This window comes from Streptomyces sp. NPDC036764 (assembly GCF_055609385.1).
In genome coordinates this window covers 405,352-432,327 of the sequence record NZ_JBVJPT010000002.1, presented here as the reverse complement: position 1 = coordinate 432,327, position 26,976 = coordinate 405,352, and the positions used below count along the sequence as shown (strand labels likewise).

Sequence of the window (26,976 nt, the reverse complement as noted above, 5' to 3'; positions counted from 1 at the left end):
GCGTCACGCGGCCACCGGCTCCTCGGCCAGCAGCCGCCTGATGTCCCGTACGGCCGCACGGCCCGCCCGGTTGGCGCCGATCGTGCTGGCGGAGGGGCCGTAGCCGACCAGGTGGACACGCGGGTCGGCGACCGCTCGCGTCCCCTCCACCCGGATGCCGCCGCCCGGCTCGCGCAGGTGCAGCGGGGCGAGATGGTCGATGACGGCGCGGAAGCCCGTCGCCCACAGGATGACGTCGGCCTCCACACGCTCGCCGTCGTTCCACTCCACCCCGTCCGGTGTGATCCGGTCGAACATGGGCCGACGGTCCAGGACGCCGTCCGCCAGGCCCTGCCGGATGGCGTCGTTCAGCGGCAGCCCCGTGACCGAGACCACACTCTTCGGCGGCAGGCCCTGCCGGACCCGCTCCTCCACCAGCGCGACCGCCGCCCGGCCCACGTCCTCGGTGAAGGGGCCCTCGCGGAACACCGGCGGACGCCGTGTGACCCACGTCGTGGCCGCCGCGTAGGGCGCGATCTCCAGAAGATGCTGGGTGCCGGAGGCGCCGCCGCCCACGACCACGACCCGCTGACCTGCGAACGCCTGCGGCCCCGGGTACTGCGCGGTGTGCAACTGCCGCCCCCGGAAGGACTCCTGGCCGGGGTAGCGCGGCAGGAACGGCCGGTCCCAGGTGCCGGTGGCGTTGATCAGGGCCCGCGTCGCCCAGGTTCCCGCCGAGGTCTCGACCAGCAGCCGCCCGTCCGGGCCCTCGCGTACGGCCTGCACGTCGACGGGCCGCAGCACAGGCAGGCCGAAGCTCCGCTCGTAGGTGTCGAAGTACTCCGCGATGACCTCGGAGGACCGCCGCTCGGGGTCGGCGCCGGTCAGTTCCATGCCGGGCAGCGAGTGCATCCCGTGCACCTTGCCGTACGTCAGGGACGGCCACCGGAACTGCCAGGCGCCGCCCGGACCGGGGGAGTGGTCGAGGACGACGAAGTCACGGCCCGGCTCGAAACCGGTGCGCCGCAGGTGGTAGGCGCTGGACAGGCCTGCCTGACCAGCGCCTATGACGACCACGTCGACCGCTTCGACCGCCTCAGTGTTGTTCACGCTTCTACCAACGGCCTCGGGGGCGCGGATCTTCCCCCGGGACTACCGACGGGCCCGTGTGGTCGACGGCGGCAGGTCGCCGTTGTAGCGCGTGTCCACGAAGTCGCCGAAGTCCACCTTTCCGGGGATGAGCTTCAGCTCGGTGAAGGTGTCGGCGATCTCCTGCTCGGAGGCGATGAGCGGCTTGTCGACCGCGACCGAGATCCGGGTGGCGTTGGTGCGCTTCACCGAGGCCAGCGCCACCTCATAGGGCAGCCCCGTGTCCTTCGCCCACACCTTGGCCCACTCCTCCTGGTGCTCGTACACCCACGCCGTGGCGCGCCGCAGTCGCTCCAGGTAGTCCTTGACTGCGGCGGCCTTCTTCTTGTCCTGAAGCGCGGAGGGGGCCGCCACCTGGAAGGTGAGCCCGTTGGTGATCCCGTCCCCGGTCGTCAGGACCCGTCCCTGCTTGGACAGCAGCACCTGTGACGTGTACGGGTCCCACACCGCCCAAGCGTCGACCTTGCCGGCGGTGAACGCGGCCAGCGCGTCCGCCGGCTGCAGGTACTTGACCTTGACGTCGCTCAGGCTCAGGCCGGCCTTCCTGAGGGAGGCGACGAGCTGGTAGTTGGCGGAGGAACCCTGCGCCACGGCGATCGACCTGCCCTTGAGCTGCTCGGGCTTGGTCAGCTCGGAGTCGTTCGGCACCAGGATCGCGTCGCCCTTGGACGTGCCCTTGAAGGCGGCGACCGCCGTGATCTTCGAGCCGGCGCCCGCCGCGAAGACCGGCGGTGTGTTGCCGACGCCGCCGATGTCCACGGCCTTGGCGTTGACGGCCTCCAGCAACGGCGGACCTGAGGTGAAGGTCGACCATTTGATCTTGTAGTCGAGGTTCTCGAGCTCTCCTGCGGCGCGCAGGATGGCCTCCGAACCGCCTTTCTGGTCACCGACGTTGAGCGTGAGGGAGCCCTGGCCGTCGGTGTCCGTCGCGGCTGCCGAGTTCCCGCCGCAGGCGGTGAGCACAAGAGCGAGGGGGAGGAGGAGCGCGGCGGGGACGAGGCGTCGTCGCATGGTGGTTCCGTTCTGGGATGGGGGTGATCAGGCGGCTTCGGCGGCGGTGTCGACGCCGAGGCGTTCGAGGAGTCCGGCGCGCAGTTCGGCGAAGCGGGGGTCGGTGATGTCGCGGGGGCGGTCGAGGTCGATGCGCTGCTCGTGAGCGATCACCCCGTCATCCATCACGAGGACGCGGTCGGCGAGGAGCACGGCCTCCTCGACGTCGTGCGTGACGAGCAGGACCGCGCAGCCGCGCCGCTGCCACAACTCGCCGACCAGGCGCTGGGCCTTGATCCGGGTGAGCGCGTCGAGCGCGCCGAACGGCTCGTCGAGCAGCAGCAGATCGGGCTCGCGGACCAACGCCCGTGCCAGGGAGGCCCGTTGTGCCTCGCCGCCGGAGAGCGTCTTGGGCCAGGCGTCCGTACGGTGGTCCAGGCCGACCTCCTCGAGCGCCCGCTCGGCGACCGCGCGGCCAGGCTTGCCCGGCAGCCCCAGCAGTACGTTGCGCCACACCTTCTTCCACGGCATCAGCCGCGGTGCCTGGAAGGCGACGGCCTTGCGGCGCGGCACCAGGACGGTGCCCTCGATGTCGCGGTCGAGACCGGCGAGGATGCGCAGCAGGGTGGACTTGCCGCAGCCGCTGCGGCCGAGAAGGGCGACGAACTCGCCCGGCCGCACATCGAGTTGAAGCCGGTCGATGACGGCACGTCCGTCGAAGGAGCGGGTCAGCCCCGACACGTGCACGGCCTGCGCGGCCGGCACGGTCCGGTCGGCCTCCGTGGCCTTGGGGCTCACCGGCCGGTGAACGTCGGTCGCCATTGCAGCAGCAGCCTTTCGAGGGAGCGGACGATGAAGTCGGCGAGCAGGCCGAGGAAGGCGTAGACGATCAGGCAGACCACGATCACGTCGGTCCGCAGGAAGTCCCGCGCCTGCACCATCAGGAACCCGATGCCGGAGTCGGCGTTGACCTGCTCGGCGAAGACGAGCGCGAGCCAGGCGATGCCGAGCGAGTAGCGCAGGCCGGTCAGGGCGCCCGGCAGCGCACCCGGCAGCACGACGTGCCGCACGAGTCCCCACCTGGACAGCCCGAGCGACTCCCCGGCCTCGATCAACTGGGCGTCCACGCCGCGGATGCCGGCGTAGACGTTGAGGTAGAGCGGGAACGTCACGCCGAGCGTGATGATGGCGATCTTGGGTGCCTCGCCGATGCCGAACCAGATGATGAACAGCGGGATCAGCCCGACGAACGGCACGGTTCGCAGCATCTGCACGGGCGCGTCCACAAGATCCTCGCCGATCCGGAACAGGCCCGAGACCAGGGCGAGTCCGGTGCCGACGAGCGTGCCGAGAGCGAGCCCGGCGGCGACGCGCTGGAGGGACGTCCCCATGGCCGAGGTCAGCGATCCGTCGGCGATCATGTCGCCCGCCACCTGGGCGATCCGGCCGGGCGAAGCGAGGACGTCGGAGGTCAGCAAGCCCGAGCCGCTGAGCAGTTGCCACAGGATCAGGAGCAGGACGGGGCCGCTCGTGCGGCGCAGCCAGCGCGGTACCCGGGTCCGGCGGGAGGAGGTGGGGACCAGGGGTTCGAGGTCGGGAACGGCGGGGGCGACAGCGTCTGCCTTGGCGAGTCGGTCGTCGGGTATATCGGAAATATCCGGCCCAGAGGAATCGGGCGGGGCATGGCTGATGCTCATGGGTGCTCCACGGGATGGTCGGCGACCGGTGGGGAGGACGCGCCCCGGCGCCGCCGCGTCTCACACGTGGGTCAGAGACGAGGACAGGGCGGTGCCGCGGATGCGGAGGAGGCGAGGAAGAAGAAGGGCGTCAGCAGCCGCGGCGACACGCGGCAGAGGCCACCCGCAGCAGGTCGATGTGACCGCGCGTGGTGAGCAGGGCTGAACGCAACATGCCGCAGAAATTAGCCAGATGGCGCGGTCACGGTCAATGGTGTCTCGCGAAGTGGACCTCGCGTATCACGCCCCGGCCGTCTGCCGACGGGTGAACTCGGCCGCATGGGCGAGGATGGAGGGCATGTCAGACGCCTTCACCACCCGAGTTCTGAACGTCGCATCCGGCTCCTCGGAGCGGGTCGTGGATCTCACCCGCGACTGCGAGGCCTTCCTGCGCGAGGCGGCGGCGGGCCGCGACGGACTGCTGAACGTCTTCGTGCCGCATGCGACAGCCGGTGTCGCGATCATCGAGACGGGCGCCGGCAGCGACGACGACCTCCTGGCCGCACTGCACACCCTCCTTCCCGCCGACGACCGCTGGCAGCACCGCCACGGCAGCCCCGGGCACGGCCGCGACCACGTCCTGCCGGCCATCGTCCCGCCGCACGCGACACTGCCCGTGGTGGGCGGGCGGCTGGAGCTCGGAACCTGGCAGTCGGTGTGCCTCGTGGACACCAACAAGGACAACGCCCACCGTCAGGTTCGGCTGAGCTTCCTCAGTTAGGAGTTCTGGTGAGACTGTAGGGGCAAAGTCTGGCCGCACTGAATGGGCAAGGAGTGGGGCTGGGGGACTGTACCCCCGTGGGCTTGGCGCCTGCTGAATCCTGTAGGAGCTCTGTCAGCAGCCTCTTGGGCGGCTGGCTGTATGCGGCGACCGGGAAGCCCGGAAGGAGCGCGTTTCGGCGTCGAGCAGAGCAGCGGACTCATAATCCGTCGGCCGTGGCCGGCCGTGCCGCGAGTACCTGCTCCAAGTGTTCGGCGTCGAGGCGGTGGAGCCATGCTGCGAGGGTCGACTTACCGGACTTCACTGATCAGTGCACCTCGTCGAGGGAAACGCCACGCTTCGCGCCGGCAGGCCGGGCGAGACGCGCTGTGCCGTACTGCCTCCAAGCATGGCGCATCCGGCGGGTGCCGTCGTCAGAGATTCGCGGACGGGCCGCACTGGTTCTTCCCCGCGAAGTCGCCCCCGTGGCAACTGGAGAAGCCGGAGGGGGAACGGTTCCGAAGGGCGAGAGGGATCATGGTGGCCGCGGCGTCGATCGGGCTTGCGGAGCCAGTCGGCCCAGTTGCTGCTCGTCCCGGAGGTAGTTGGACAGGGCGGCTCGCAGACCGTCGCGCCCTGCTCCCATGCCGGGAGCATGCATGGGTGCGAAACGAGCGAAGATCTTGTGCTGGGAGATGAGTCCGGCGAAGACCGGGAGAATACGGGTGAGCACATCGAGCCCGCGGGTGATGTAGTCACGGAGGTTGTCCTCGACGGTGCTCCGACCGGCCACCGGCGGTTCACCGGCGCCAGTCATGACGGTCGTGACGTGCGCGTGCAGGGCTTCGGCGAGGAGTTCTTCCTTGGCCGCGAAGTGGTTGTACAACACGCCGTCGGCGACCTTGGCCTCGCGGGCGATGCCGCGCACGGTCAGGTCCACGCTCCCGTGTTCGGCGATGAGGCGTGCAGCAGTGGCGATCAGGTGCTCGCGGGGCTTCTGATCGCCTCCGCCGTCCCGCAATAGTGCGGGTTTCCTAGGTGACATCACGTCGCAGTGCAGTGAGGCTCGCAGCGGTGGCGATCACCACGGCGCACATGGCCGACATGACGCGCCACCCCACAGAGGCAGCAGGGCCGTCCTTCACTCGTGGGCCCTCGACAGGTTGCGTACTGATCGCGTTCGGTAGGCACCGGGGGTCGCACCAGTCCACCGGCGGAAAGCGCGGATGAATGCCGCTGCGTCGGCGTACCCGAGACGTACGGCGATCTGGTCGACCCCGAGTCCGAGGGTGGACAGCATCTCGACAGCACGCGTGTGCCGCGCTGCGTCGACCAGACGCCGGTAGGACGTGCCCTCCACTGCCAGACGCCGGCGCAGAGTGCGGGTGGAGACGTGCAGCGCGGCTGCGGCAACGCCCATGTCAGGGATGCCGTCCGGCCACTGCATGAGCAGTTCCCGTACCCGCGCTGCGAATCCGGTGTCGGTGCGCCGGGCCAGCAGGAGCCTGCACTCGCGTTCGCACACCTGCATGGTGTGCTGGTCCGCCTGCGGCAGCGACTGCTCCAGTACCGCCGCGAGGGTGACGATCGCGTTGCGCGGCGCCCCGAAGGCGATGGGCACGTCGTCAAACGTCTCGTACGGCGCGGACGTTTCAGGCCGTGGAAAGCGCAGATCCAGCCGGAGGGGGGTGAAGGGCCTGCCCACAATGGTGTCGAGGATGGCCCGGATATTGGCTATTTCCCGCTCGATGAAGAAGTGCCGGACGGGCGGGGGCACCAGCCCGTCGTCCAGGACGAGACGGACCTCGTTTCCGTCCTCCTGAAGGTGGATCCCGACCATGGCGAAGGTGAGTTCCAGGTAGCGCAGTCCCACAGCCGCGGCCTCGCGCAGCGTCGGGCTGGCGAGCAGTGCGAAGCCCAACACGCTGTACGTACGCAGCGGAATCCGGCTGCCGACCGCGAGCCCCAGGCCGGGAGCGTCGCCCGTGGCGCGGACCAGGTTCTGCGCCACAGTGAGCTCCTGCCAGGCCCGGACATGTGCGGCATCGTCGGCAAGAGCGTTCTCGTCCACACCACTGCCGTCGAGGCATGCCGGTACGGGCACTCCACGCTCGACGCCCACGTCCACCATCGCGCGCACACCTGCGATGCCTCGGTTGAACAGCCGTGGAGCTGTGGAGACTTCGTCGGCCGCCACCCTGTGGCCGGAACGGCCAACAGCATGGCCGCCATTGCCTGGAACCAGCACTGCCAATCCCCCTAGCATCGGAAGGGATCGATGCGGCGGATCCCGCCGTATGCTCCCATTCAGCCTAGTCGGGATGTGCGTGCGGGCCAGGGGGCGCACGCGTTATCAGCCACCGCTGTCTGGAGCGCTCGGCGCGGCCCGCGGTCCTCACGTGCGCGACCGCTGCACCGGAAAACATTCTCGAGCACAGCCAGTGAAACGCACAGTGCCGGTTGCTGGTTGCCGAAGGCAACGGGGGCACTTCCGAATCGCATGGGCGGAGCGAATGATGGACGAGTTCAGCACGTTGGAAGTAATGTTGGTCGACAATGAGGATCTCGTGCGCCGCGGATTCCGGCAGGCCCTCGGGGAGGCGCCGGATATCACGGTGGTCGCAGATACGAGAGTCGGCGAGGAAGCATTACGCATGGCCGAACTGCGGCGACCGCAGGTCGTCCTCGTGGATGCCGAATGCGAATTCATCGGGAAACTCGCCCGGCCCTTGGGGACGGTAGTCACCCGAGTCGCGCCGGGGATAATTGTCCTGACCAGCAACGCCCTTGACAGCTATCTGCTCGGGTCGCTGAAGGCGGGCGCACGTGGTTTTCTGCTCAAAAGTGCCAGCCAGGACGAGCTGATCTCGGCTGTCCGTGCGGTTGCTGACGGCGCGGCCTTCTTGTGCCCCACGATGACCCGACGGCTGATCGATCGGTTCGAGATTCTGCCGCCGCCACATGAGCGGTCTCACGCGGTCGCCCTGGCAAGCCTGAGCGGCCGCGAGGCCCAAGTTCTCTGCGGTATAGCCATGGGCAGGTCGAACCAGGAGATCGCCCACGAGCTGCATGTCACGCTCGCCACCGTGAAGTCCCACGTCTCGCGCATCCTCGCCAAGCTCGAGTTGCCGAACCGGATGCACGCGGCGCTGATGGCCCAGCGGAGCGGTCTCGTGCCCCCGCCCCAGCCACAAACAGGCCGCGGCAGGCCCCCTGTCCTGCGGCCGCCCGTCCCAAGCCGTGGTCAGGCGGGCTTGGTGAACGCGAGAACCACGTTGTGACCGCCGAAACCGAAGGAGTTCGAGATGGCTGCGGTGACCCTGATGCGCTGCGGGGTTCCCGTGACGATGTCCACCTTCACCTCAGGATCCTTGTCGTCGAGGTTCCTGGTCGCGGGAATCACGTCGGTGAAGACGCTCAGGACCGTGAAGATGGCCTCGATCGCCCCGGCCCCGCCTATGAGATGGCCGGTGATCGACTTGGTCGCCGTCACCAGAGCGTGCGGACCGAGCGATTCCAGCAGTGCCGCCGCCTCGATACGGTCACCGACGGGCGTACCGGGAGCGTGGGCGTTGACGTGAACGATGTCCTGCGGGCCGAGGCCGCCGGAGCGCAAGGCCTCGCGGATCGCACTGATCTGACCGTCCGCTGACGGAGACGTCATGGTGTGCGCGTCGGAGCTCATCCCTGTACCGGCGAGCGTGGCATACATCCGCGCGCCACGAGCTTTCGCGAACTGGGTCCGCTCCAGCACGACGGCGCCGCCGCCCTCGGACATGACGAAGCCGTCACGGGCACTGTCGAACGGCCGCGATGCGTTCTGAGGGTCCTCATGACGGCCGGACAGGGCTCCCATGCGGGCGAAAGCCGCCATGGACAGCCGGCCGATGCATGCCTCGGTGCCGCCGGCGACAACGACATCGGCCCGCCCGTCCCGCAGTAAGGCGAGCCCCATGGCTATTGCCTCCGCTCCGGAGGCGCAGGCGCTGGTCGGCGCGTGGGCGCCGGCCCGGGCGTCGAGAGCCAGACTGACGGCGGCGGCCGAACCGTTGGGCATCAACATCGTCACCGCGAACGGCGACACGCGGCCCGGCCCTTTGGCCAACGACACGTCGTGCTGGTCGACCAGCGTCCCCCCGCCGCCGAGACCGGTGCCGATCACCACGGCCAGCCGCTCCGGCGCCACCTCGGGCGCGCCGGCGTCGGCCCATGCCTGCCGGGCGGCCACCATCGCGATCTGCTGGCAGCGGTCCATCCGTCGGGCCTCGACCCGGTCTAGTACCTCGGTCGGTTCCTGACTCAGCCGACCTGCCAGTCGTACGGGCAGATCGCGAGACCACGGTTCGTCGAGCACGGTGATCGGGGATTCGCCGGCGAGCAGCGCCTTCCAGGTGGAGTGGACGTCGCCGCCCAGCGGCGTGGTCATTCCCAAACCGGTGACCACCACGCCGGTCGTACCCAGGACCTCCCCGTCCGGGCGACCGGGGAGATCGGGGAGTTCGGGGAGCTTCGGATAACCCAAGAAGTAGTCGTCAGATGCGTCGTAGGACATCGAGGTTCCCTTTCTGAAGCCTTCTGGGGAAACGTTCTCCCTTGGATACGGGCCATTCGTCGTCGACTGGCCGTCGTCATGACGTTATCCAGTACGAGGCACTTTCCGTAACGGCCGACGGACCGAACCGTGACGGCGACCGGAGGATGGCTTTCATCCGTCTTCCGGCCTACTCGAAGCTCGCCTCCGGCAGGGGGGATGGACCCATCCCGCGGCGGATACCCGATATTTCTCCGCCGACTTAGCATCTCTTCGAGCGGAAACCACCAAGACGCACACGTACAGCAATGGCTGAATACTTAACCAAGTCCCGGCGGCTCAGTGGGGAAATGGCAGGGGAAATGCCAATGGCCGAGTCGAACAGGAGGACCACGATGTCAGAGGATGCCGTAACAGAATCCCGACTGGAGCCGACGACCATGGTCGAGCTCTGCAGGTATCGCGCGTCCAGGGAGCCGGATCGACGGATGTTCGCCTTCCTGGAGAACGGCCTCGAAGAGTCCGACTCGCTCACCCTCGCCCAACTGGACGCCCGGGCAAGGGCAATCGCGGCGCGTCTGAGCAGGCAAGCCCCGCAGGGCGCCCGCGCCGTGCTGAGTTACCCGCCCGGCCTGGACTTCGTGTCCGCCTTCTTCGGCTGCCTGTATGCCGGCCTGATCGCGGTGCCGGCTCCTCCGGTGCTGCGCGTCGGTGTCGACGACCGGTATGCGCGCTTCCGGGCAATCGTCAATAGCTGCCAACCGGATGTGCTGCTGTCGAACGGGTCAAGGCTGAACCGTGTCGACGCGTTGCTGAAGGACATCTCCACACCACGCCGGCCGACCTCTGTGGCGACCGACGAGATCAGTGAGACGGACGCGTATGGCTGGAATGCCCCCGGCATCGGCCCTGACACGATCGCGTACCTGCAGTACACCTCCGGCACGACCGGTCCGCCCCGGGGTGTGGAGCTCACCCATGGCAACGTTCTGCACAACCTCTCGTTGATCTTGGCCAACGGTACCCGGGCCACGGACGACTTCGACCGGCTGCCGCCTGTTGTGTCCTGGCTGCCCGTGTTCCACGACATGGGACTGATCACCGGGGTCCTGCAGCCGATCTACGTCGGGTACGACGCCGTAATGATGCCGCCCTCGGCGTTCACCCAGCATCCGGTCAACTGGCTCCGCGCGATATCGGAACGCGGGGCGGGCATCAGTTCAGCACCCGGTTTCGGGTACGAGTTGTGCCTGCGGCGCGTCTCCGAGGAGCAGGTGCGTTCCCTCGATCTCAGCGCCTGGCGGATCGCGGTGGTCGGCGACGAGCCGGTGCGTGCAGAGACGATCGACCAGTTCAGTGCCATGCTCGCCCCGGCCGGCTTCCGCCGCGAGGCGTTCTTCCCGAGTTACGGCATCGCCGAGTCCACTGTCATGCTCAGCGGCGGGCCGGTGGAGCCCGAACCGGTGATCCGCCGGTTCGACGCGGTGGCGCTGGCGAAAGGCAAGGTGCAGCGAGCCGGACCCGAGGACGAGGTGCGCCGGCTGGTCGGCCTGGGCCAGGTACACCAGTCCATGACCATCGCGGTGGTGGATCCGGCCACCGGCGAACCGTGCGCCCCGGACGAGACAGGGGAGATCCTGGCGTCCGGACCGAGTATCGGTGCCGCGTACTGGAACGCCCCGAAGGAGACAGCGCGTACGTTCAACGCCACCGTGCGCGGCCACGAGGGCCGCCGGTTCCTGCGCACCGGCAGCCTGGGCTTCCTGGACGGCGGTCAGCTCTTCGTCACCTGCCGTGTGGACGACCTCATCGTCGTGGAGGGCATGCAGCACTACCCGTACGACATCGAGGCGACCGCGGCAGCAAGCCACCCCGCCATACGAGAGGGGTGCTGCTGCGCCTTCACCGCCGAGGACGGCGGACGCACACGCCTCGTCGTCCTGGCTGAGATCAACAGCCGGTACCGCGTCACGACCGGCCCCGTCCCGGACACTCCGCCAGGTCCCCGCGCGACCCACACGGCCGATGAGGTCGAAGAAGCCGTCCGGGAGGCCGTCTTCGCCGGGCACGGCCTCCGGGCCGACGACGTCCTCCTGGTCAAGGCCGGTGCGCTGCCGTTCACCACCAGCGGCAAGTTGCAGCGCGCACAGTGCCGGTCCAGGTACCGGGCGCGGACATTCGCAACAGTCTGAACCTCGCTCCATGCAGGGGGCGCGCGAACTGTCCACCGCCTTCTGCCTCTTCCTCCGTTTGGAGTGGTCATATGCGAACCAATCCCGAGCACGGTGTCCGGCTGCCCGAGGCGGTGGCCGGCGAGCACGGTGCACTGCCGACGCTGGTCGACCTGTGCCGCACTCGTGCGGCAGCCGAGCCCGACCGGAAAAACTTTGTGTTCCTGGGCGACGGTGTCGAGGAATCAGAATCACTGACCCTGGCCGAACTCGACCGCCGGGCGCGGGCTGTCGCCGTGACGCTGCGACAGCAGGTTCCTGCCGCGCGCGCACGCGCGCTGCTGAGTTACCCGCCGGGACTGGACTTCCACGTCGCCTTCCTGGGCTGCATCTATGCCGGTCTGATCCCGGTGCCGGTGGCTCCGCTCGACGGGACGCGGAGCAATGCCAAATGGACCCGGGTGGAGTCGATCGCCGCGAGTTCCGAGCCCTCGCTGTTCCTGTCGACCGGTCCCATGCTTGCCGCCGCGGAGCACGTCCTCACCGACACCGACGGGCTCGCCCAACTCAACCGGGTGGCGACCGACGAGGTACCCCTGGACCTGGCCCGGGAGTGGACCCCACCGGTGGCCACCGCTGAGATGGTCGCCTATCTGCAGTACTCCTCGGGATCGACCGGTGTGCCGAAAGGCGTCGCGATCACTCACGGCAATGTGCTGAACAATCTGTCGTTGATATACGACAATACGCGTCGCTCTGCCGACGACGCCGGGCTGCCCCGACCGTCGTCGGTGTCGTGGCTGCCGCCGCACCACAACATGGGCCTCATCTGCAATGTCCTCGACCCCCTCTTCTCCGGCCGGGATGCCATCCTGCTGCCGACGATGACCTTCGTGCAGCGTCCGCTCACGTGGCTGCGGGCCATCTCCCGGCTCGGACGCGCGGACAGCTGCGCGCCGAACTTCGCCTACGACCTGTGCGTCCGCCGGGTGACGGACGCTCAGCGCCGGGAACTCGACCTCAGCCGCTGGGAGATGGCGCTGGTCGGAGGTGAGCCCGTCCGCTCCGATACGCTCGACCGCTTCAGCGCGGCATTCGCGGAGGCCGGCTTCCGGCGCGAGGCGCTGTCCCCCGCGTACGGCCTCGCCGAGGCGACAGTGATGGTCACGGCCGTGCCGGTCGGCCAGGCCCCGGAAGTCCTGCGGCTGGACCCCGAGTCGCTCGCCGCCGGAAAGGTGCGCCCAGCCGCGTCGGCACAGGACAGCCGGGAGTTGGTCGGCTGCGGCCCGATCCATCCGTTGAGCACGGCTATAACCGTGGACCCGGAGACAGGCAAGCCCTGCGGGGAGGACGAGGTGGGTGAGATCTTCGTATCCGGCCCGAGCGTCGCAACGGAGTATCTGAACGCTCCCAAGGAGACTGCCGAGACCTTCAGGGGGTCCATTCCCGATCAGCCGGGGGAGCGGTTTCTCCGTACTGGTGACCTCGGATTCGTGCAGAACGGGGAGCTGTTCATCACCGGCCGGGCAAAGGATGTCATCATCATCGCCGGTGCCAACCACTACCCGCAGGACATCGAGGCCACCGTTGAGGCCAGCCACCCGGCAGTCCGCGAGTTCGGTACTTGCGCGGTGTCGGTCGACGACGGCGCACACGAACGGCTCATCGTGCTCGCCGAGACGACGACGGCAGCCGGAGGCGAGACCGGTGATCATGTGATCGCCCAGGAGATCAAGCAGGAGATCAGGCGCGCGGTCCATGCCGGACACCGCATCCAGGTACACGATGTCGTCCTCCTCAAGCCGGGGACGCTGCCGCTCACGACGACCGGCAAGCTGCAACGGCGCGACAGCCGGGACCGGTACCTCGGGGGTTGCTTCGAGGCGGCCCTCATCGAATGACGGTGCGTCCTCTGCGCATCCGGTGCCCTGGCGGGCCTTGCCCGGCCAGGGCACCGTGCAGGTACGCCGACGCAGGATCCCGGCGCCGGGTAACCGGTGCCGGTCGGCACTCTGCGCTCAGGCCGCAGGCCCGTCCCTTCCTCCTTCAGCATGTGGTGATCGACATGCACCGGCGGTGTTGGTGTGTCTTGCAACGGCTAAACGCAGTGAGGTGAATCGGCGCTGCTGGCCATTCATGAGCCCCGTAAGCGGTAGCAGTCTCGGCAAGCCGTCGGCCGTGGGTTCGAGTCCCACCCGCCACACTCGTACAGGTCGCTGACCCGCGCTCGCCGCGGCACTCGGTCCTCTTCTTCGCTTTCGCCTTCGCCGTGATCGCGGACCCGGTCTCCTCCGTGGCCTACGCGATCGAGGCCGCGCTGCGCGCGCCCCATTTCCGCCGGGACGGCTCGTGCACCGCAGTTCCGCGCGCCTCATCGTCACCGGTGGCCCGCCGGTCGTAGCTGCTCCGTCAATCACTGCCGCCGATGGCAAGGGCACGTTCCTGCCGGGACGCCGGTGTGCGAAGCGGTGCTCCGGCCTGATGGACACTCGCGAGGGCCAGCCGGTAGGAGGTGATCAGCCCGGTCTCCACGTAGTCCAGACCCAGTTCCTGGCAGTGGCGCCGCACGATAATGCGGGCCTTGGGCAGGTTGGGGCTGGGCATGCCGGGAAACAGGTGGTGCTCGATCTGATGGTTCAGCCCGCCCAGTGCGATGTCGGTGAACCTGCCGCCGCGCACGTTGCGTGAGGTGAGCACTTGGCGGCGGAGGAAGTCCGGGCGGTCTTCGCCCGTCAGGATCGGCATGCCCTTGTGGTTCGGCGCGAAGAGAGAGCCGAGGTGGACGCCGAACAGGCCCTGGTGGACGGCGAGGAAGGCGATCGCCATGCCGGACGGCAACAGCCAGAGCAGGACGGTCAGGTAGGCAGCGAAGTGCGCGAACAGCAAGGTGCCGTCGAGCGTTCGGTGCTTGAGTGAGCGATTGGCCAGCGCCTTCACGCTCGACACGTGCAGGTTGAAGCCCTCCAGCGTGAGGAGCGGAAAGAACAGGAACGCCTGCCAGCGGCCGATCAGGCGGGGGAGACCCTTGGCGGCCCGGCCCGGCCCGGCCCGGCCCGGCCCGGCCCGGCCTGATCCTGGGACCAGACCAGCAGGTCGGGGTCGAGGTCAGGGTCGAGTTCCTCGTGATTGGGGTTGGCGTGGTGGCGGGTGTGTTTGTCGTGCCACCACCCGTAGCCCATCCCGATACCGGCACCGGCGATCCGTCCGGACACCTCGCTGGCCCGGCGCCGCCGGAACACCTGACGGTGGGCCGCGTCATGCGCGAGCAGGGCGACCTGACCGAAGGCAACGGCCAGGAAGGCGGCGATCGCCAGTGTCCACCAACTGGGGCCCATGAGCGCGAGGCGTCACCCGCCCACGCACAGCCAGGCCACGAGCGTGATCCGCAGCGCGTAATAGCCGGGGCGGCGTCCCAGCAGGCCGGCAGCAGCGATCTTTCTCGACAATCGGGCGAAGTCACTGCCGGACGTCCCCGAGGGCGGGGGCGGACCGCGGTACTTCTGGTCATGATGGTGAAACTCTCTCCGAAGGAGGCGGGTAGCTCGGACGCCTCCCTGGGAGCCGCTGAGACCGGGCCGCAAACAGGGATGCGCTTCCTCACTGCGGGAAGCGCATGGCGCTACTGCGGAGCAAGGACAGGTCTGCTTCATCAGCCAGCGGCCGCGCAAGCCCTCTATCTGAATCGGGCTCCCTGCCAGGCGGGTCTCACACTGCAACAGCACAGGGCTCTTGGCGCGGTCTGCGCTCTCATGGCGGCCGGTGACGCGGGTCCGGCTGGGCGCCGAGAGGCGCCGCCACAACGACACGCGGCTGGGGTGACATGCCGCAGTCGGCGTGATGGCCCTGTACGGCCGCAGTGCGGCGGCGGTCTCTGCACGGACTACGCTCCGCCGGGGCCCTCTGCCTCCATTCCTTTGGCTACGCGCATAGGGCCGCTCAAAGGACGCTGAGAGAAGGGTGGGGCATGGCGGAAGGGAGCAGAGCCGGCAGCCTCGTCTGAGCATGCCCGACCGGTCGGAAGGGTTCGGTGAGCGGCTGCTGGGCCTGTTGCTGGACCGGGCCCACGAGATGCCACCGCAGCTCATCGCTCCTCCGGTCGCGGAGGAGGTCGCCAGGTTCGGCGGTCGCGAGGTGTCCATCCTGCCGCAGGACTACGGGCAGGAACTGATGGCGCCGCTGCCGGGCAGGGGACTGCTGGTCGGTGGGCCCGAGCCGATCGCCGACTCCTCTGCCGGCAAGGCCTTCCTCACCAGGACCACCGTCGAGGTCGCGCAGGCGGACGGCGTACGGATGTATCTGCCCATGCTGGACGGCAGCGACCAGGTGTGGGTGATGGCCCTCACCCTCGACACCGTCGTCGACGACGACCGGCGGCCCGCTGCGCAGGCTCGTTGGCCTGGTCGCCGACATGATCGTCACCAAGCGCAGAACCACGGTGCCGGGGAGTACGGGCTTACTGCCGGTATCGGCCAGAAGCCTGACGGGGATCACGAGAACTCACCCCACTGCCTTCCGGGTGTGGTGCCTGGGCCGGAGTCGCCCACGTCCCCCGTCACGATGGTCACGGCGGTCACCGACGCCGCTCGCCCCGGCCCGACCGAGTGCCTTCTGCGGAACCGACGGAACCGGTCCCCGGACTGCCGGCCCGGGGCGGCCGTAGCGGAAGGCGGGGATGCGCTCATCGTGCTGCGAGTTGAGCAACAGCCGCCTCTGCTGTTTCTTGACGTACGGACTGCTCTCCCTGCTGGCTGACCACCGCCCCACCACGGCCCCGGCCGTCTGGCCTTCGGCGGCGTCCAGCGAACAGAGCACCAGGCGGCCACCGTGCCCGAGCCGCTGTCCCTGAAGGGCCGGCAGACCGTCGACGAGTTCAACCGAGCCTTCTCCGGCCGCTCGGCCAGCGGATATGTGGCCCCTTTCACATCACTGCGGCCGCCACGAGGGACAGTGCCAGGACCTGGGACCCGTCGGGTTACCAGGGGGCGTACGGGGAAGATCCGGGGCAGGGGACGGCGGCGTCGGAGAGCCTGCTGCCTCACGGCGACGGGCCGGAGCCGGCGCGTGCGGACGCCGGCTATGTCGCCGTCTGCGGTGGCGGGGCGTACTCGGTGAGCAGGAGGGCGATGTCGTCCGCCCTGTCGGCGGAACGGCGGGCGTCCCGCAGCAGCGCGTCGGCCAGATCCTCCAGGCGGCCCCCGCCCATGCGGGCCAGTGACGCCCGGAGCCGGTCGACGTCGGAATCGATGTCCGAGTCACGCCTCTCGATCAGTCCGTCTGTGTACAGGGCCAGGACCGACCCGCGTACGAGGCGCAGCTCCGACTCCGGAAAGTGTGCCGCTGTGTCGATGCCGAGCAGAGGGCCGCCGGGCACATCCAGGACTTCGGCCTGCCCGTCGGGCAGGCGCAGCAAGGGCGGGGGGTGGCCGGCACGGACGATGCGCACGACCCCCGAGCGAGGATGGAGGCGGGCGTAGCAGCAGCTTGCGAGGAGCGCCGGGTCGAGGTCCATGTGGAGTCGGTTGGTGTTGGCGACGACGTCGCTCGGCCGGTGGCCGGCGGTGGCGAAGGCTCGTACCGCGCTGCGCAGCTGGCCCATGGCGGCCGCGGCGGCGACATTGTGCCCCTCGACGTCCCCGACAATCAGCGCGACCTCGTCGCCGGTGGGGATGACGTCGTACCAGTCGCCGCCGATGTCCATCCCTCTGGTGCCCGGAAGATAGCGCCCGGTGACATCGAGGCCCGGCAGTGTGGGCAGCCCGTGCGGCAGCAGCGCGTTCTGCAGGCCGCGGGCGAGGGCGAATTCGGCGTCGTAGAGCCTGGCGCGCTCCAGGGCCTGGGCGATGAGGCCGCCCAGCGCGGTGAGGACTCCGCGCTCCTCGTCGGGAAATCGGTGGACGTCGTCGAAGCCGAGCAGGCAGACACCGACCGGGCGGTTCGAGGCGATCAAGGGCAGGAACGCCCAGGAGTTGGACTGACTGACCATGATCCCGGGGTAGGTCTCGAGAAGCTCCTCACGGGACTCGACGAACAGCGGGGCCCCGGAGGTCAGCGCGTCCGTCACGGGCAGCCGGGCATGCAGCGGAGTGCCTTCGAACCGGGCGAGAAAGCGCTTCGAGTAGCCGCGCTGATCGAGCAGGCGCAGGCGCCGCTCCTCCACCACGGCGATCGCCAGCTTCTGACCGCCGAAAGCGGGCAGCAGCTGCTCCGCGACGGCCTCGAACACCTCGTGCGCGGTGACCGCCTCGGTGAGCGCGCTGCCCAGCGTGAGCACCCGGTAGAGGGAACCCACGCGCGGGGCCGCGGGCGGAGGTGACCAGGAGGCGGGCGGCCCCCCTTCCACGAGGGTTGCCCCGGGTCCGGTGTCGGCTGGTACGGGCTGTCGCACGGGTGCCGCCCACCCCGTCATGCCCTGAGCGCCCGGGTGGAGGGAGAAGACCAGCCAGTTGTCCGGTGGGCGGCGGACCAGGAAGGAGACCGGTTGCTGGGAGACCAGGGCGGCCCGGTAGCGGTCCTCGTACACGGGATCGGCCAGCCAGGGCAGGACGTCCCAGGGGCGTCGGCCGAGCAGTTCGTCCTGGCGGACCCGCAGCAGATTCTCCAGGCTGTGGTTGGCGTAAGCGAGGCGTCCGTCGGGCGAGAGCGCGAAGAAGCCGTCCGCGAGCCGCTCGATCGCCGCGACGGCGGCCATGCGGCTCCCGGAGTCGAGTACGGCGCCGACCAGATGGGCCGAGGCCTCCAGGTCGTCAGGGCTCTCGGGCACCCGGCCCCACAGCTCGACGGTGTGGTGGCCTCCGCGGCCGTCCCGGATGCGCAGGCAGTGTGCCAGTACGTGGCGTTCCTGGACCGCGGCACGGGCGGAGGACCGGAAGCCGGGCAGATCCGCGGGCTCGATCATGGCCGCCAGGGTGGCCGCCCGTCCGTCGAACTCGCGGGGCGGCATTCCGAAGATCGCGCACAGCTCGTCGTCGGCCGTGAGGGCTCCGGTCTCGAGATTCCAGTCGAACAGACCCACCCGGATCACCGGAGCGGATGGCAGCGGGACCACTACCGGAGCCGTTCGCTCGTCGTACTCACCGAGCGCGCCGCGGGCCCGCAGTCCGGCGAGGGTGGTGCCCAGCCGGCTGGCGGCGGAGCGCAGCTTCCGGCGCTGCGCCCTCGACAACCCTGTCCCGTCCGGCCTGGCCGTCCACACCACGGCCATGGTGCCGAAGGTCCGCTCGCCCGCCCGTACGGGGACCGACGCAGAGCCGAACGGGTAGGGCAGGGCGACCGAGAGCTGCGGGAAGCGCCGCATCGTCTCCTCCGCGCCGGCCAGATGGACCATGCGCCCGGAGCGGTACGCCTCCGCCACTGGCAGACCGCTGTTCACCGGGATCCGACGCCACCCGCTGAGCAGGGAGGGTGGCGACCCGCACGACGCGGCTACTACGAGCGAGCGGTGGTCGCCGGAGAGCAGAAACACGCTTCCGGTATGCGCTCCGGCCAGCTCCACGGCACCGACGATGGCACTGACCAGCGCGTCGTCGCGCTCGGGCGCCTCGCCGACACTTGCGGCGCCGAACGGGTACAAGTTCGATGCCACACCGTTGGCCGACACGTTGCCCTCGATCATCGATGGATAATTTGTTCCATTTTAGGGCGGTCCATGGCTCCCCGTGGGCACCTGTCGGGCCGGGAAGGCCGTCCAGCATCCACGGACCGAGCAGCAAGTTCCTACGTTTCCGCTTGGCCGGCCAGAGCAGGGGCCCACCCGACCGGGATCGACCTGGCGCAGAAGCAGCTCGCCACGGCTCGCACGATGCGGGCGGATACTGAGGGCCCCGGCACCCGCCCGGAAGACCGCGAAATGTATCCGGTGGAGATTCCGCGCTCGGCTACCTTGACGGTTGTCTTAACGGAGTTTGGCGGACACCAACAAGACCAACGCCCACCGTCAGGTTCGGCTGAGCTTCCTGGGCTGAGGAGAAGGCCGGACGCGGTCACCTCGCCGGTCGAGTCCGCGTCCTCGCGCTTGAAGGACACGCACGGCGCCGGCGAGGCGGGCTCGTCACGGCCGTACGCGTTCCCCCGCCACGCACTGGCGCACGAGCCCGGCATCCTCGACCGGCCGTTCGGCCGGAGTCGTATGGCCATGGGCGGCGGGCGCGCAGTGCCCTTGGAGGCGGGAGAGTTCGCCCGCGCAGCGTTGCAGGGCCACCTCCATGACCTCCGGCATGTTGAGGGTGCCGGTGCCGTCCGGCGGGACGAGCCAACGCAGGGCGCCCCAGCGGCAGTGCGGGGCGGGGGCCGCGATCCAGGTCCCGGCGCCCAGCAGGCGCACCCCGGTGCCGATCCACACGGTCTGCGGCTCCGGAGGCAGCAGGAAGCCCACATGCCGGCGCCGGGCGTCCAGCAGGCATGGGCCGGGTTCCAGCAGCGGCAGCTCGTCGAGGAGGTCGGCCACCCGCAGCCCCAGCGGCTCCGGCACGATCAGCACGTCCCAGAACCGTCCGGCCTCCAGCAGCGCGACCCCGGTGCTGCCGTTCTGCCACTCCTGCTTGCAGGCGCCCGGGTCCTCCGACGCCGCGGCCAGCCATTCCATCGACTTCGTCCACTCCGTGAGTGCCATGAAGAGCCTCCCTGTGGTGCGCTGACGCCCGGTTGATGCCTTAGTGCACCGGGTGGCGGGTGTCGCGGCCATACGGCGGGAGCTCAATTCCCCGTATGGGGCGAGCGCCCGCGCGCCAAACAGGCAGGTAGCAGGGCGTGCGCCCCCGGGCCGGCGGAGTACGCCGGAGCCGGTCGAGTGCGCCGGGACCGCCGGGCGCCGCCCGTTCCCGCCGGGTCACCGCTCGTACGCTGTCCGTGCTCGCGTCCCAAGCGGCGCCCCCACGGGACACCTGCCGGGAGCCGGCCGGTCTGTGCGTCGCCGGTGAATGTTTGTGACCGTTCTAGGGTGTTTGTTGTGGTGCGCTGGTTTCAGTCGTTTCCCAGACGGCCGAGGGCGGGGCCCGCCGCGTCCGGCGGCGTACCCGACCAGGGCCTCGTCGTGCCGTCCCGGCTCGCCGCGCTGCGCACCTCACTGGCCGGGATCGGCACCACCCTGGACGAGGGCATGACCTGCGCGGAACTGACCCGGGAGGCGGTCCGGCAGGCCGGCGGCGCGGCGGCCGTGCTGCGGATCGGCGGCGACGCCGTGGCGCGGTACGAGGCCGTCGAGGGCGACCCGACGCTGCTGCCCGGCATCCCGTGGGCCCTCGCCGCCGTGCGGGAGATGGGCGCGCTTGAGGAGGCCACGTCCCCCGTCCTGTACGCCTCGGCCGGCCGAGGCCGAACGGCGCTCTGCGTTCCCGTGGCCACCGACGGACACCTCTGCGGCGGACTGGTCTGCGCACGCGAGCGGGCACCGTTCACCCCGGAGGAGGCCGAGCTCCTCGGCCTCCTCGCCGAACGCGCCGCCTCCCACATCCGGCACGCCCGCGAGCACGAGCGGGTCAGCGGCGTCGTCGGCAACCTCCAGCGCGCCCTGCTCGCCGAGCCCGGCCGTCCGCACCCCAACCTGGACGTGGCCATCCGCTACATGCCCGTCGGACAGAGCGCCCTCGTCGGCGGCGACTGGTGCGAGACCGTCCGGCTGCACTTCGGACGGACGCTGCTCGTCGTCGGCGACGTCATGGGACACGGCTTGGAGGCCGCCGTCGACATGACGGCGTACCGCTCCTCGCTGCGCTACATCGCATCCGCCGACCTGCCGCCGCACCGCGTGCTGCGCCAGCTCGACGACAGCGCGTCCGCGGAACCGGACCGTCGGCCGGCCACCTGCCTGATCGCGCGCGTCGACCCCGACCGGGGCCAGGTCACCCTGGCCAGCGCCGGTCACCTGCCCCCGGCCGTGATCGACCGGCAGGGCCGCACCTCACTGCTGCCGGTGCCGGTCGGCCCGCCCCTGGGCACGGGCCTCGGCGGCTACGAGCCGGCCACCTACCGACTGGACCCGACCCAGACGCTGGTGCTCTTCACCGACGGCCTGGTCGAGCACCGCGGCGAGGACATCGACCACTCCCTGGACCGGCTGGCCGGCGTCGCCTTCGAGGCCACCGCGGGTGTCGAGGCCGTCATCGACACCGTGCTCGCCCGCCTCGACGCCCGGCACGCCGAGGATGACGTCGCCGTACTGGCCGCCCAACTCCACGATCGCGTGCTGCGCGACGACCGCGAGGCCACGTGAGCGACACCGGCCCCGGCGCCGTTCCTCACCAGTCGTCGTGGTCGTACTGCGCGCCCGAGACGTACGGGTCATGGCGCCGTCCCGGCGACTTGGGCGGCGGTGCCGTAGGTGGCAGGCTCGCCTCCCGCAGCGCGTCGCACCACGGGCAGCCGGCGGTGTCCTCGCTGTCGTCGCGCTCCAAGCGGGTGGCTCCTGTCCTGTTCGAGGGCGGGCGGTGTGAGTCGGGCACGGATGACTCCATCCGGGTTATCTCCTCACTCGACTGGGTGGTGGCGAAGGCGTCCGGCGTACCACCGGCGCACGCCTCGGCGTTGCTCCGGCATGGACAGCACTGATGCGGCGCGGCGAGTCCTCGGCGGCGACGACGCACCCATGTCGTACGTCGTGCCGGTCACCGGCGTCCCGGGCCGGCCGTCGATCTACGCGGCCCTGGTCGCGGAGTGGCGTGCCAAGGGGCGCACGGTGCCTGGGCGCCGGGACATGTCGTGGGACCTTCTCGTGGCAGCCGCCGGCCAAGGACAGACGGTCACCTCCTGGGCCGTCGGTCCCTGTGCCGGTCTGACCCCGGCCCTGGCCGCCGGCCGGCCCGCCCGCGTGGACTACGGGCCGGCCCGGGCGGACGAGCGCCACCTCGGGACGGTCGAGGGGGACGCCGCAGCGGTCGATCCGGGCGCCGGCACCGTCGAGCGGGACGCCTGCGCGCAGAACCCGTCGCCCGAGCGCGTCCCGGCGATCGTCGTCCCCCGTGGCCTTCCCGGACCGTTGTTCGTGTGGGAGGGCAGCGGCAGCGGTGGACGCGTCGGCGTGGCCGATCCGCTCACGACCGACTGACGCCCACCGGGACGGCGAGCGCGCCGCCGACCGCGCGCAGCGCCAGCCGCACCGCGGCGGGGTCGTACAGGGCGCCGCTCCCGTCGGGCGGCAGCAGCCACTCCATCCGCCAGCCACCGCAGAGGTAGGGCGGCGGTACCGCGACCCACGAGCCCCGGCCGGCATGGCGGACTCCGGGTCCGGCCCACCCGCTGGCGCCGGCCGGCAGTATGAAGAAGCCGACCCGTCGCGCCCCACAGTTCATCAGCACCGGGCCGCAGGCCCGCGGTCGCATGCGTCTGAGAAGATCCAGGGCGCTCAGGCCGAGGCGCTCGGGGACGCTGAGCACGTCCCAGACACGGCCGGCCTCCAACAGCACCGCGTCCGCGCCCTGGTCCCACTGCCGCTTGCACGAGCGAGGATCCGTCGCGGCCGCCGCGAGCCAGTCGACGGCCTGCTTCCCCATGGCGCGCTGCATGTCCCACTCCCCGTGCCTCTCGGCTCCGCCGTCCCGTTCAGGGCCCCTCATGCTGGTGGATATTTCTATGCGCCGGAAGGGGTGGCGTGGCCTGGCGTTTGCAGGTGATCCGTGCGGCTCTCGCAGGGCTGTTCGGCTCCGGTGGGATCGGCATCGACCTGTTCCGGGGCCCTGCCGAGATCCTCGTTCGCGTCGACGGCGCCGGTGACCTGACGGAGTGTCGACCGCGGCGCCGGTCGACTGCGTGTAGCTGACGGGCCAACTGATTCGGGCGTTTTACGGTGTCTTGATGCGACTCGTGTCTAGATGGGCGCTGCTTTCGTCGGGATGCGCGCCTGTCGTACTGATCGGCGGGTGGCTGATCGCGGCGCACCTGGAAGGCCCCGCCTACGACCCCGTCACGCAGACGATCAGCGTCCTGGCGGCCTACGGCGCTGCGGGATTCTGGGTGATGACGACAGCGCTGGCCGTCCTGGGCCTGTGCCATTTGGTCACCGCCCTGGGGCTGCGGGCGGCCGCGCTCCCGGGACGGGTGGCGCTGGGCGCCGGGGGAGTGACGGCGTTCGTGGTGGCCGCGCTCCCGCCGCCGAGCAGCGGAGGATCCCTGCGCCACGGCGCGGTCGCCGGGGTCGGCTTCGCCCTCCTCGCCATGTGGCCCGTCCTGGCCGCCGATCGCCGCGGTGCCGGACCCTGGGGGCTCAGGTTCGTGCCCTCCGTCGCGGCGACCGTGCTGATGCTCGTCAGCGCCGTCTGGTTCCTGGTCGAGATGCACTACGACGGTCCCGTCGGCGTCGCCGAACGCCTGGTGACCTCCATCCAGTCCCTGTGGCCCTTCGTGGTCGTCGCCTCCTGCCTCCGGCACCGATACGGCGTCAGCCGTTCAGGGTGACGGCCGTTCGCCGTGACGGCCGTTCGCCGTGACAGCCGCTCACGGTGACCGAAATGGCGGACAAGGTCCGGGAACTCCCTGTCCCCCGAGCCCGACTCCTGTAGCGGTACGCACATCAGGAGGCCGCCGATGAATCAACCCCAGCAGTCCTCTCGCGGGGCGGGCGCGGTACTGCGCGCACTCGCCCCGCCACCCGCCCTCTGCGGGTTTCTGCTGCTGCTCGCCCTGATCTTCACGGCGTCGTACGCCGTCGGAGCCGGCTCCGGGCCCGTCGCGCCCGGCATGCACGGCCCCCGAACGAGCGGCAGCGGCGACGGCTCGGAGCATCAGGACACCGGAGACATGGGAGACATGGGCAACACGGACATGCGGCACGGGAGCGGCGGCTGATGGCCATCGAACCCGCACCCCCGATGACCACCACGGACCTGACCGTCGGCGGGATGACCTGCGCGGCCTGTGTACGGCGGGTGGAGAAGAAGCTCGCCAAGCTGGAAGGCGTGACGGCGACGGTCAACCTGGCCACCGGGCGCGCCCGGGTGAGCCATCCCCCGCACGTCCGCCCCGAGGAACTCGTCGCGACCGTCGAACAGGCCGGATACACGGCCGCCTTGCCCGAGCCGCCTGAGGCACGCCGGCGCCGGGACGCAACGGGCCATGAGGAAGAGGCCGGGAGCGGGGGCGGACGGGAGTCCGAGGACGTCCGGTCGGAGCGGGACCGGCTGCTGGTCACCGCCCTGCTCGCGGTGCCGGTGCTCGTGCTGTCGATGGTGCCCGCCTGGCAGTTCCGCAACTGGCAGTGGCTCTGCTTCGTACTGGCCGCCCCGGTCGCCGTCTGGAGCGCCTGGCCCTTTCACGTGCGGGCAGCGCGTGGGTTGCGGCACTCGACGGCGACGATGGACACGCTGGTCTCCCTCGGCGTGGTGGCGTCCTTCTCCTGGTCGGCGTACGCCCTGTTCCTCGGCGGCGCCGGCGCGCCGGGGATGCGGATGCCGTTCAGCCTGCTGCCCTCCGCCTCGGACGGCGTCGCGCACGTCTACCTCGAAGCGGCCGTCGGCGTCCCCCTGTTCGTGCTGGCCGGCCGGTTCCTGGAGGCACGGGCACGTCAGGGCACCGGGGCGGCGCTGCGGTCACTCGCCCGGCTCGCCGCCAAGGAGGTGTCGGTACGGGAGGGTGGCAGCGAACGCCTCATCCCCATCGAGGAGTTGACCGTCGGGCAGATCTTCGTCGTACGCCCCGGGGAGCGGGTCGCGACCGACGGCGAGGTGGCCGAGGGCAACTCCGCCGTGGACCTGTCGCTCGTCACCGGGGAGAGCGACCCCGTCGAGGTCGGGTCCGGCTCACCGGTGGTGGGCGGCGCCGTCAACGCGGGCGGCATGCTGCTGGTGCGGGCCACCGCCGTCGGTGCTGACACCCAACTGGCCCGGATCACACGCCTGGTGACGGACGCCCAGGCAGGCAAGGCGCGGGCGCAGCGGCTTGCCGACGCCGTCGCCGGGGTGTTCGTGCCCGCGGTGCTGGCGCTGGCCGTCACCGTGCTCGGGTTCTGGCTCGGGGCCGGGGCCGACCCGCAGGCGGCGATCACCGCGTGCGTGGCCGTCCTGGTGGTGGCGTGCCCCTGCGCGCTGGGCCTGGCGACCCCGACCGCGCTGATGGCGGCCACCGGACGCGGCGCGCAGCTCGGCGTCCTGATCCGCGGCCCGCAGGCCCTGGAAGGGCTCCAGCACATCGACACCGTCGTCCTCGACAAGACCGGCACCCTCACCTCCGGGCACATGACCGTCGCCGGCGTCACCGCCGTGCCCGGCGGGCTCGGCAAGGACGCCGTGCTGCGGCTGGCCGGTGCCGTGGAGCAGGGTTCGGAACATCCGCTGGGCCGCGCGGTCGTCGCTCATGCCCGCAGGGTCCTGCCCGAAGGCGAGGCGCTGCCCGAGGTGCGGGACTTCAGCGCGCAGGCCGGCCGGGGCGTGCAGGGTCGGGTCGAGGGGCGCGTGGTGGAGGTGCTCGCGCCGGACGAGTCGCTGCCCACGGCACTGGCGGACGCCCTGCCGGTGGCGGAGGCGGCCGCACACACGCCCGTCGTCGTCCGCGTCGACGGGGTCGTCGAGGCACTGATCGAGATCGGGGACGTCGTACGGCCCGGCAGCTACCGTGCCGTGGACCGGCTGCGGCGCCTGGGCATCCACCCGGTGCTCGCCACCGGCGACCGCGAGGCACCGGCCCGCGCCGTCGCCTCCGCCCTCGGCATCGAGGAGGTGCACGCGCGCCGCACACCCGAGGACAAGGCCGGCCTCGTACGGGAACTGCGGCGCGAGGGCCGCAGGGTCGCGGTCGTCGGCGACGGCGTCAACGACGCGGCGGCGCTGGCCGGTGCCGACCTCGGTATCGCCATGGGCACGGGCACGGACGTGGCGATCGGGGCCGCCGACGTGACCCTGGTGCGCGGGGACATCGAAGCACTCGGCGACGCGGTCCGGCTCGCCCGGCGCACTCTGGGCACCATCCGCGCCAACCTGCTGTGGGCCTTCGGCTACAACCTGGTGACCGTGCCGCTCGCCATGGTCGGACTGCTCAACCCCATGGTCGCCGCGGTCGCCATGTCGGCGAGCTCTCTGCTCGTGGTGGGCAACAGCCTGCGGCTGCGGGCCTGGCAGCCGGCCGCGGGCCGCAGTCGCGAGCAGGCCGGAGTGCGGGGCCGCACGCCCGCCGTCGCTGGAGGACGTACCCGATGACCGTGTCCACGGCCGAACGACCGGCCGACCCCCGGGCCTGGCGCCCGACCCGCCGCCGGATCACCGACGGCCTGCTCGCCGCGCTCGCCCCGATCGCCGCATGCGCCGTCGCCCTGGGCGGCCTGACCACCTGGGCCGGCTCCGGCAACGCGGGCAGCCCGGCGCGGGTCACGGTGACCGCAGGGCAGGTCTTCCTGCCGTACGGCGACGTCCGGGACACCGCGGCGTTCTTCCGGATCACCAATTCCGGCGGCTCGGACGACCGGCTGCTGAAGGTGACGTCGTCCGCGGTCCTAGGCGAGGCGACGCTCAGCCGTCATCGGATGGCCGGCGGCAACGCGGCGTCGGCGCAGACGGTGGACTCGGCCCGCGTCCCGGCCGACAGCACTCTCGCCATGTCCCCATTCGGACTGGACGTGACACTGCGGGCCGATCCGCAGTGGGTGGCGGGCACATATGTGCCGTTCACACTGCACTTCGAGCACGGTGGGCGGATCGATGTGCAGGCCAAGGTGGTCCGCCCCGGCGAGGGTGGGTGAGGGCGGCCCCACACCACCACTTGTCGGCCGGTGTGCGTGCCCAGTTCCCTCCAGTCGATGTGTCC

The 26,976-nt window shown here is 70.6% G+C and carries 22 protein-coding genes and 2 pseudogenes; 11 read left to right on the top strand and 13 right to left on the bottom strand.

The features are described 5' to 3' along the window. Positions 1–3: 3 nt before the first annotated feature. From ACZ69Q_RS13470 to ACZ69Q_RS13450, 5 genes are all read right to left on the bottom strand, one after another. Positions 4–1,089 (bottom strand): NAD(P)-binding domain-containing protein, encoded by a 1,086-nt coding sequence (locus ACZ69Q_RS13470; RefSeq protein WP_471041099.1) that lies wholly within the window; start codon positions 1,087–1,089, stop codon positions 4–6. A gap of 42 nt (positions 1,090–1,131) precedes the next feature. Then, a complete protein-coding gene (locus tag ACZ69Q_RS13465) occupies positions 1,132–2,139 on the bottom strand; it encodes an ABC transporter substrate-binding protein (RefSeq protein WP_471041098.1) in 1,008 nt (335 codons plus the stop codon). A gap of 27 nt (positions 2,140–2,166) precedes the next feature. Continuing rightward, on the bottom strand, positions 2,167–2,940 hold the full coding sequence (locus ACZ69Q_RS13460; protein ID WP_471041096.1) for an ABC transporter ATP-binding protein: 774 nt from the start codon (positions 2,938–2,940) through the stop codon (positions 2,167–2,169). Continuing rightward, positions 2,913–3,815: an ABC transporter permease gene (locus ACZ69Q_RS13455; protein ID WP_471041094.1), complete on the bottom strand. Its 903-nt coding sequence runs from the start codon at positions 3,813–3,815 to the stop codon at positions 2,913–2,915. Before ACZ69Q_RS13455 ends, ACZ69Q_RS13460 begins: the two co-directional genes overlap by 28 nt. 130 nt (positions 3,816–3,945) lie before the next feature. Next, entirely contained in the window at positions 3,946–4,029 is an 84-nt protein-coding gene (locus ACZ69Q_RS13450) for a putative leader peptide (RefSeq protein ID WP_349817350.1), read from the bottom strand. Between the two features lie 123 nt (positions 4,030–4,152). Between ACZ69Q_RS13450 and ACZ69Q_RS13445 the strand changes: the two genes are divergently transcribed. Continuing rightward, positions 4,153–4,575: a secondary thiamine-phosphate synthase enzyme YjbQ gene (locus ACZ69Q_RS13445; protein ID WP_471041093.1), complete on the top strand. Its 423-nt coding sequence runs from the start codon at positions 4,153–4,155 to the stop codon at positions 4,573–4,575. A gap of 514 nt (positions 4,576–5,089) precedes the next feature. Here ACZ69Q_RS13445 and ACZ69Q_RS13440 read toward each other — a convergent pair. Together ACZ69Q_RS13440 and ACZ69Q_RS13435 are read right to left on the bottom strand one after the other, a co-directional pair. Continuing rightward, positions 5,090–5,575, bottom strand: a complete 486-nt coding sequence (locus ACZ69Q_RS13440; RefSeq protein WP_471041091.1) for a TetR/AcrR family transcriptional regulator — start codon at positions 5,573–5,575, stop codon at positions 5,090–5,092. Positions 5,576–5,695: 120 nt separating this feature from the next. Continuing rightward, on the bottom strand, positions 5,696–6,685 hold the full coding sequence (locus tag ACZ69Q_RS13435; RefSeq protein ID WP_051918932.1) for an AraC family transcriptional regulator: 990 nt from the start codon (positions 6,683–6,685) through the stop codon (positions 5,696–5,698). Positions 6,686–7,070: 385 nt separating this feature from the next. Between ACZ69Q_RS13435 and ACZ69Q_RS13430 the strand changes: the two genes are divergently transcribed. After that, positions 7,071–7,835, top strand: a complete 765-nt coding sequence (locus tag ACZ69Q_RS13430; RefSeq protein WP_471041090.1) for a LuxR C-terminal-related transcriptional regulator — start codon at positions 7,071–7,073, stop codon at positions 7,833–7,835. On the opposite strand, the gene ACZ69Q_RS13425 is transcribed toward ACZ69Q_RS13430, so the two are convergent. Continuing rightward, positions 7,799–9,106: a beta-ketoacyl-[acyl-carrier-protein] synthase family protein gene (locus ACZ69Q_RS13425; protein ID WP_093695581.1), complete on the bottom strand. Its 1,308-nt coding sequence runs from the start codon at positions 9,104–9,106 to the stop codon at positions 7,799–7,801. The two genes, ACZ69Q_RS13430 and ACZ69Q_RS13425, sit on opposite strands and share 37 nt — an antisense overlap. Before the next feature lie 287 nt (positions 9,107–9,393). Here ACZ69Q_RS13425 and ACZ69Q_RS13420 point away from each other — a divergent pair, with 287 nt between their 5' ends. Next, the gene (locus ACZ69Q_RS13420) at positions 9,394–11,277 is read left to right on the top strand and encodes a fatty acyl-AMP ligase (RefSeq protein ID WP_471041087.1); all 1,884 of its coding nucleotides are present in this window, start codon (positions 9,394–9,396) and stop codon (positions 11,275–11,277) included. A gap of 113 nt (positions 11,278–11,390) precedes the next feature. Beyond that, complete coding sequence (locus tag ACZ69Q_RS13415) at positions 11,391–13,157, top strand: fatty acyl-AMP ligase (protein WP_471041085.1); 1,767 nt, start codon at positions 11,391–11,393, stop codon at positions 13,155–13,157. A 508-nt stretch (positions 13,158–13,665) separates the two neighbouring features. On the opposite strand, the pseudogene ACZ69Q_RS13410 reads toward ACZ69Q_RS13415, so the two are convergent. After that, positions 13,666–14,702: pseudogene (locus tag ACZ69Q_RS13410) on the bottom strand (fatty acid desaturase family protein). Positions 14,703–15,258: 556 nt separating this feature from the next. Between ACZ69Q_RS13410 and ACZ69Q_RS13405 the strand changes: the two are divergent. Beyond that, positions 15,259–15,691: pseudogene (locus ACZ69Q_RS13405) on the top strand (serine/threonine-protein phosphatase); the annotation flags it as partial. Positions 15,692–16,330: 639 nt separating this feature from the next. Here the strand turns inward: ACZ69Q_RS13405 and ACZ69Q_RS13400 are convergent. Next, positions 16,331–18,868: a SpoIIE family protein phosphatase gene (locus ACZ69Q_RS13400; protein ID WP_471041083.1), complete on the bottom strand. Its 2,538-nt coding sequence runs from the start codon at positions 18,866–18,868 to the stop codon at positions 16,331–16,333. Between the two features lie 435 nt (positions 18,869–19,303). Then, on the bottom strand, positions 19,304–19,864 hold the full coding sequence (locus ACZ69Q_RS13395; protein WP_471041081.1) for a hypothetical protein: 561 nt from the start codon (positions 19,862–19,864) through the stop codon (positions 19,304–19,306). A gap of 327 nt (positions 19,865–20,191) precedes the next feature. Here ACZ69Q_RS13395 and ACZ69Q_RS13390 point away from each other — a divergent pair, with 327 nt between their 5' ends. Then, positions 20,192–21,463, top strand: a complete 1,272-nt coding sequence (locus tag ACZ69Q_RS13390) for a PP2C family protein-serine/threonine phosphatase (protein ID WP_471041079.1) — start codon at positions 20,192–20,194, stop codon at positions 21,461–21,463. Positions 21,464–21,488: 25 nt separating this feature from the next. Here ACZ69Q_RS13390 and ACZ69Q_RS13385 read toward each other — a convergent pair whose 3' ends face one another. Further along, positions 21,489–21,644 carry a hypothetical protein gene (locus ACZ69Q_RS13385; RefSeq protein WP_471041077.1) on the bottom strand — a complete coding sequence of 52 codons (156 nt, stop codon included), beginning with the start codon at positions 21,642–21,644 and terminating at the stop codon, positions 21,489–21,491. 140 nt (positions 21,645–21,784) lie between these two features. Here ACZ69Q_RS13385 and ACZ69Q_RS13380 point away from each other — a divergent pair, with 140 nt between their 5' ends. Beyond that, entirely contained in the window at positions 21,785–22,294 is a 510-nt protein-coding gene (locus ACZ69Q_RS13380) for a hypothetical protein (RefSeq protein WP_471041075.1), read from the top strand. Here the strand turns inward: ACZ69Q_RS13380 and ACZ69Q_RS13375 are convergent. Beyond that, the gene (locus ACZ69Q_RS13375; protein ID WP_471041073.1) at positions 22,281–22,751 is read right to left on the bottom strand and encodes a bifunctional DNA primase/polymerase; all 471 of its coding nucleotides are present in this window, start codon (positions 22,749–22,751) and stop codon (positions 22,281–22,283) included. The genes ACZ69Q_RS13380 and ACZ69Q_RS13375 overlap by 14 nt on opposite strands. A gap of 289 nt (positions 22,752–23,040) precedes the next feature. Between ACZ69Q_RS13375 and ACZ69Q_RS13370 the strand changes: the two genes are divergently transcribed. The 4 genes from ACZ69Q_RS13370 to ACZ69Q_RS13355 all read left to right on the top strand — a co-directional run bounded on the left by ACZ69Q_RS13370 (position 23,041) and on the right by ACZ69Q_RS13355 (position 26,911). Further along, positions 23,041–23,640: a DUF998 domain-containing protein gene (locus ACZ69Q_RS13370; protein ID WP_471041071.1), complete on the top strand. Its 600-nt coding sequence runs from the start codon at positions 23,041–23,043 to the stop codon at positions 23,638–23,640. A 129-nt stretch (positions 23,641–23,769) separates the two neighbouring features. After that, a complete protein-coding gene (locus ACZ69Q_RS13365; protein WP_471041069.1) occupies positions 23,770–24,030 on the top strand; it encodes a hypothetical protein in 261 nt (86 codons plus the stop codon). Then, positions 24,030–26,372: a heavy metal translocating P-type ATPase gene (locus ACZ69Q_RS13360; protein ID WP_471041067.1), complete on the top strand. Its 2,343-nt coding sequence runs from the start codon at positions 24,030–24,032 to the stop codon at positions 26,370–26,372. The genes ACZ69Q_RS13365 and ACZ69Q_RS13360 overlap by 1 nt, the downstream gene beginning before the upstream one ends. Continuing rightward, the gene (locus tag ACZ69Q_RS13355; RefSeq protein WP_471041065.1) at positions 26,369–26,911 is read left to right on the top strand and encodes a copper chaperone PCu(A)C; all 543 of its coding nucleotides are present in this window, start codon (positions 26,369–26,371) and stop codon (positions 26,909–26,911) included. The genes ACZ69Q_RS13360 and ACZ69Q_RS13355 overlap by 4 nt, the downstream gene beginning before the upstream one ends. Positions 26,912–26,976 lie beyond the last annotated feature (65 nt).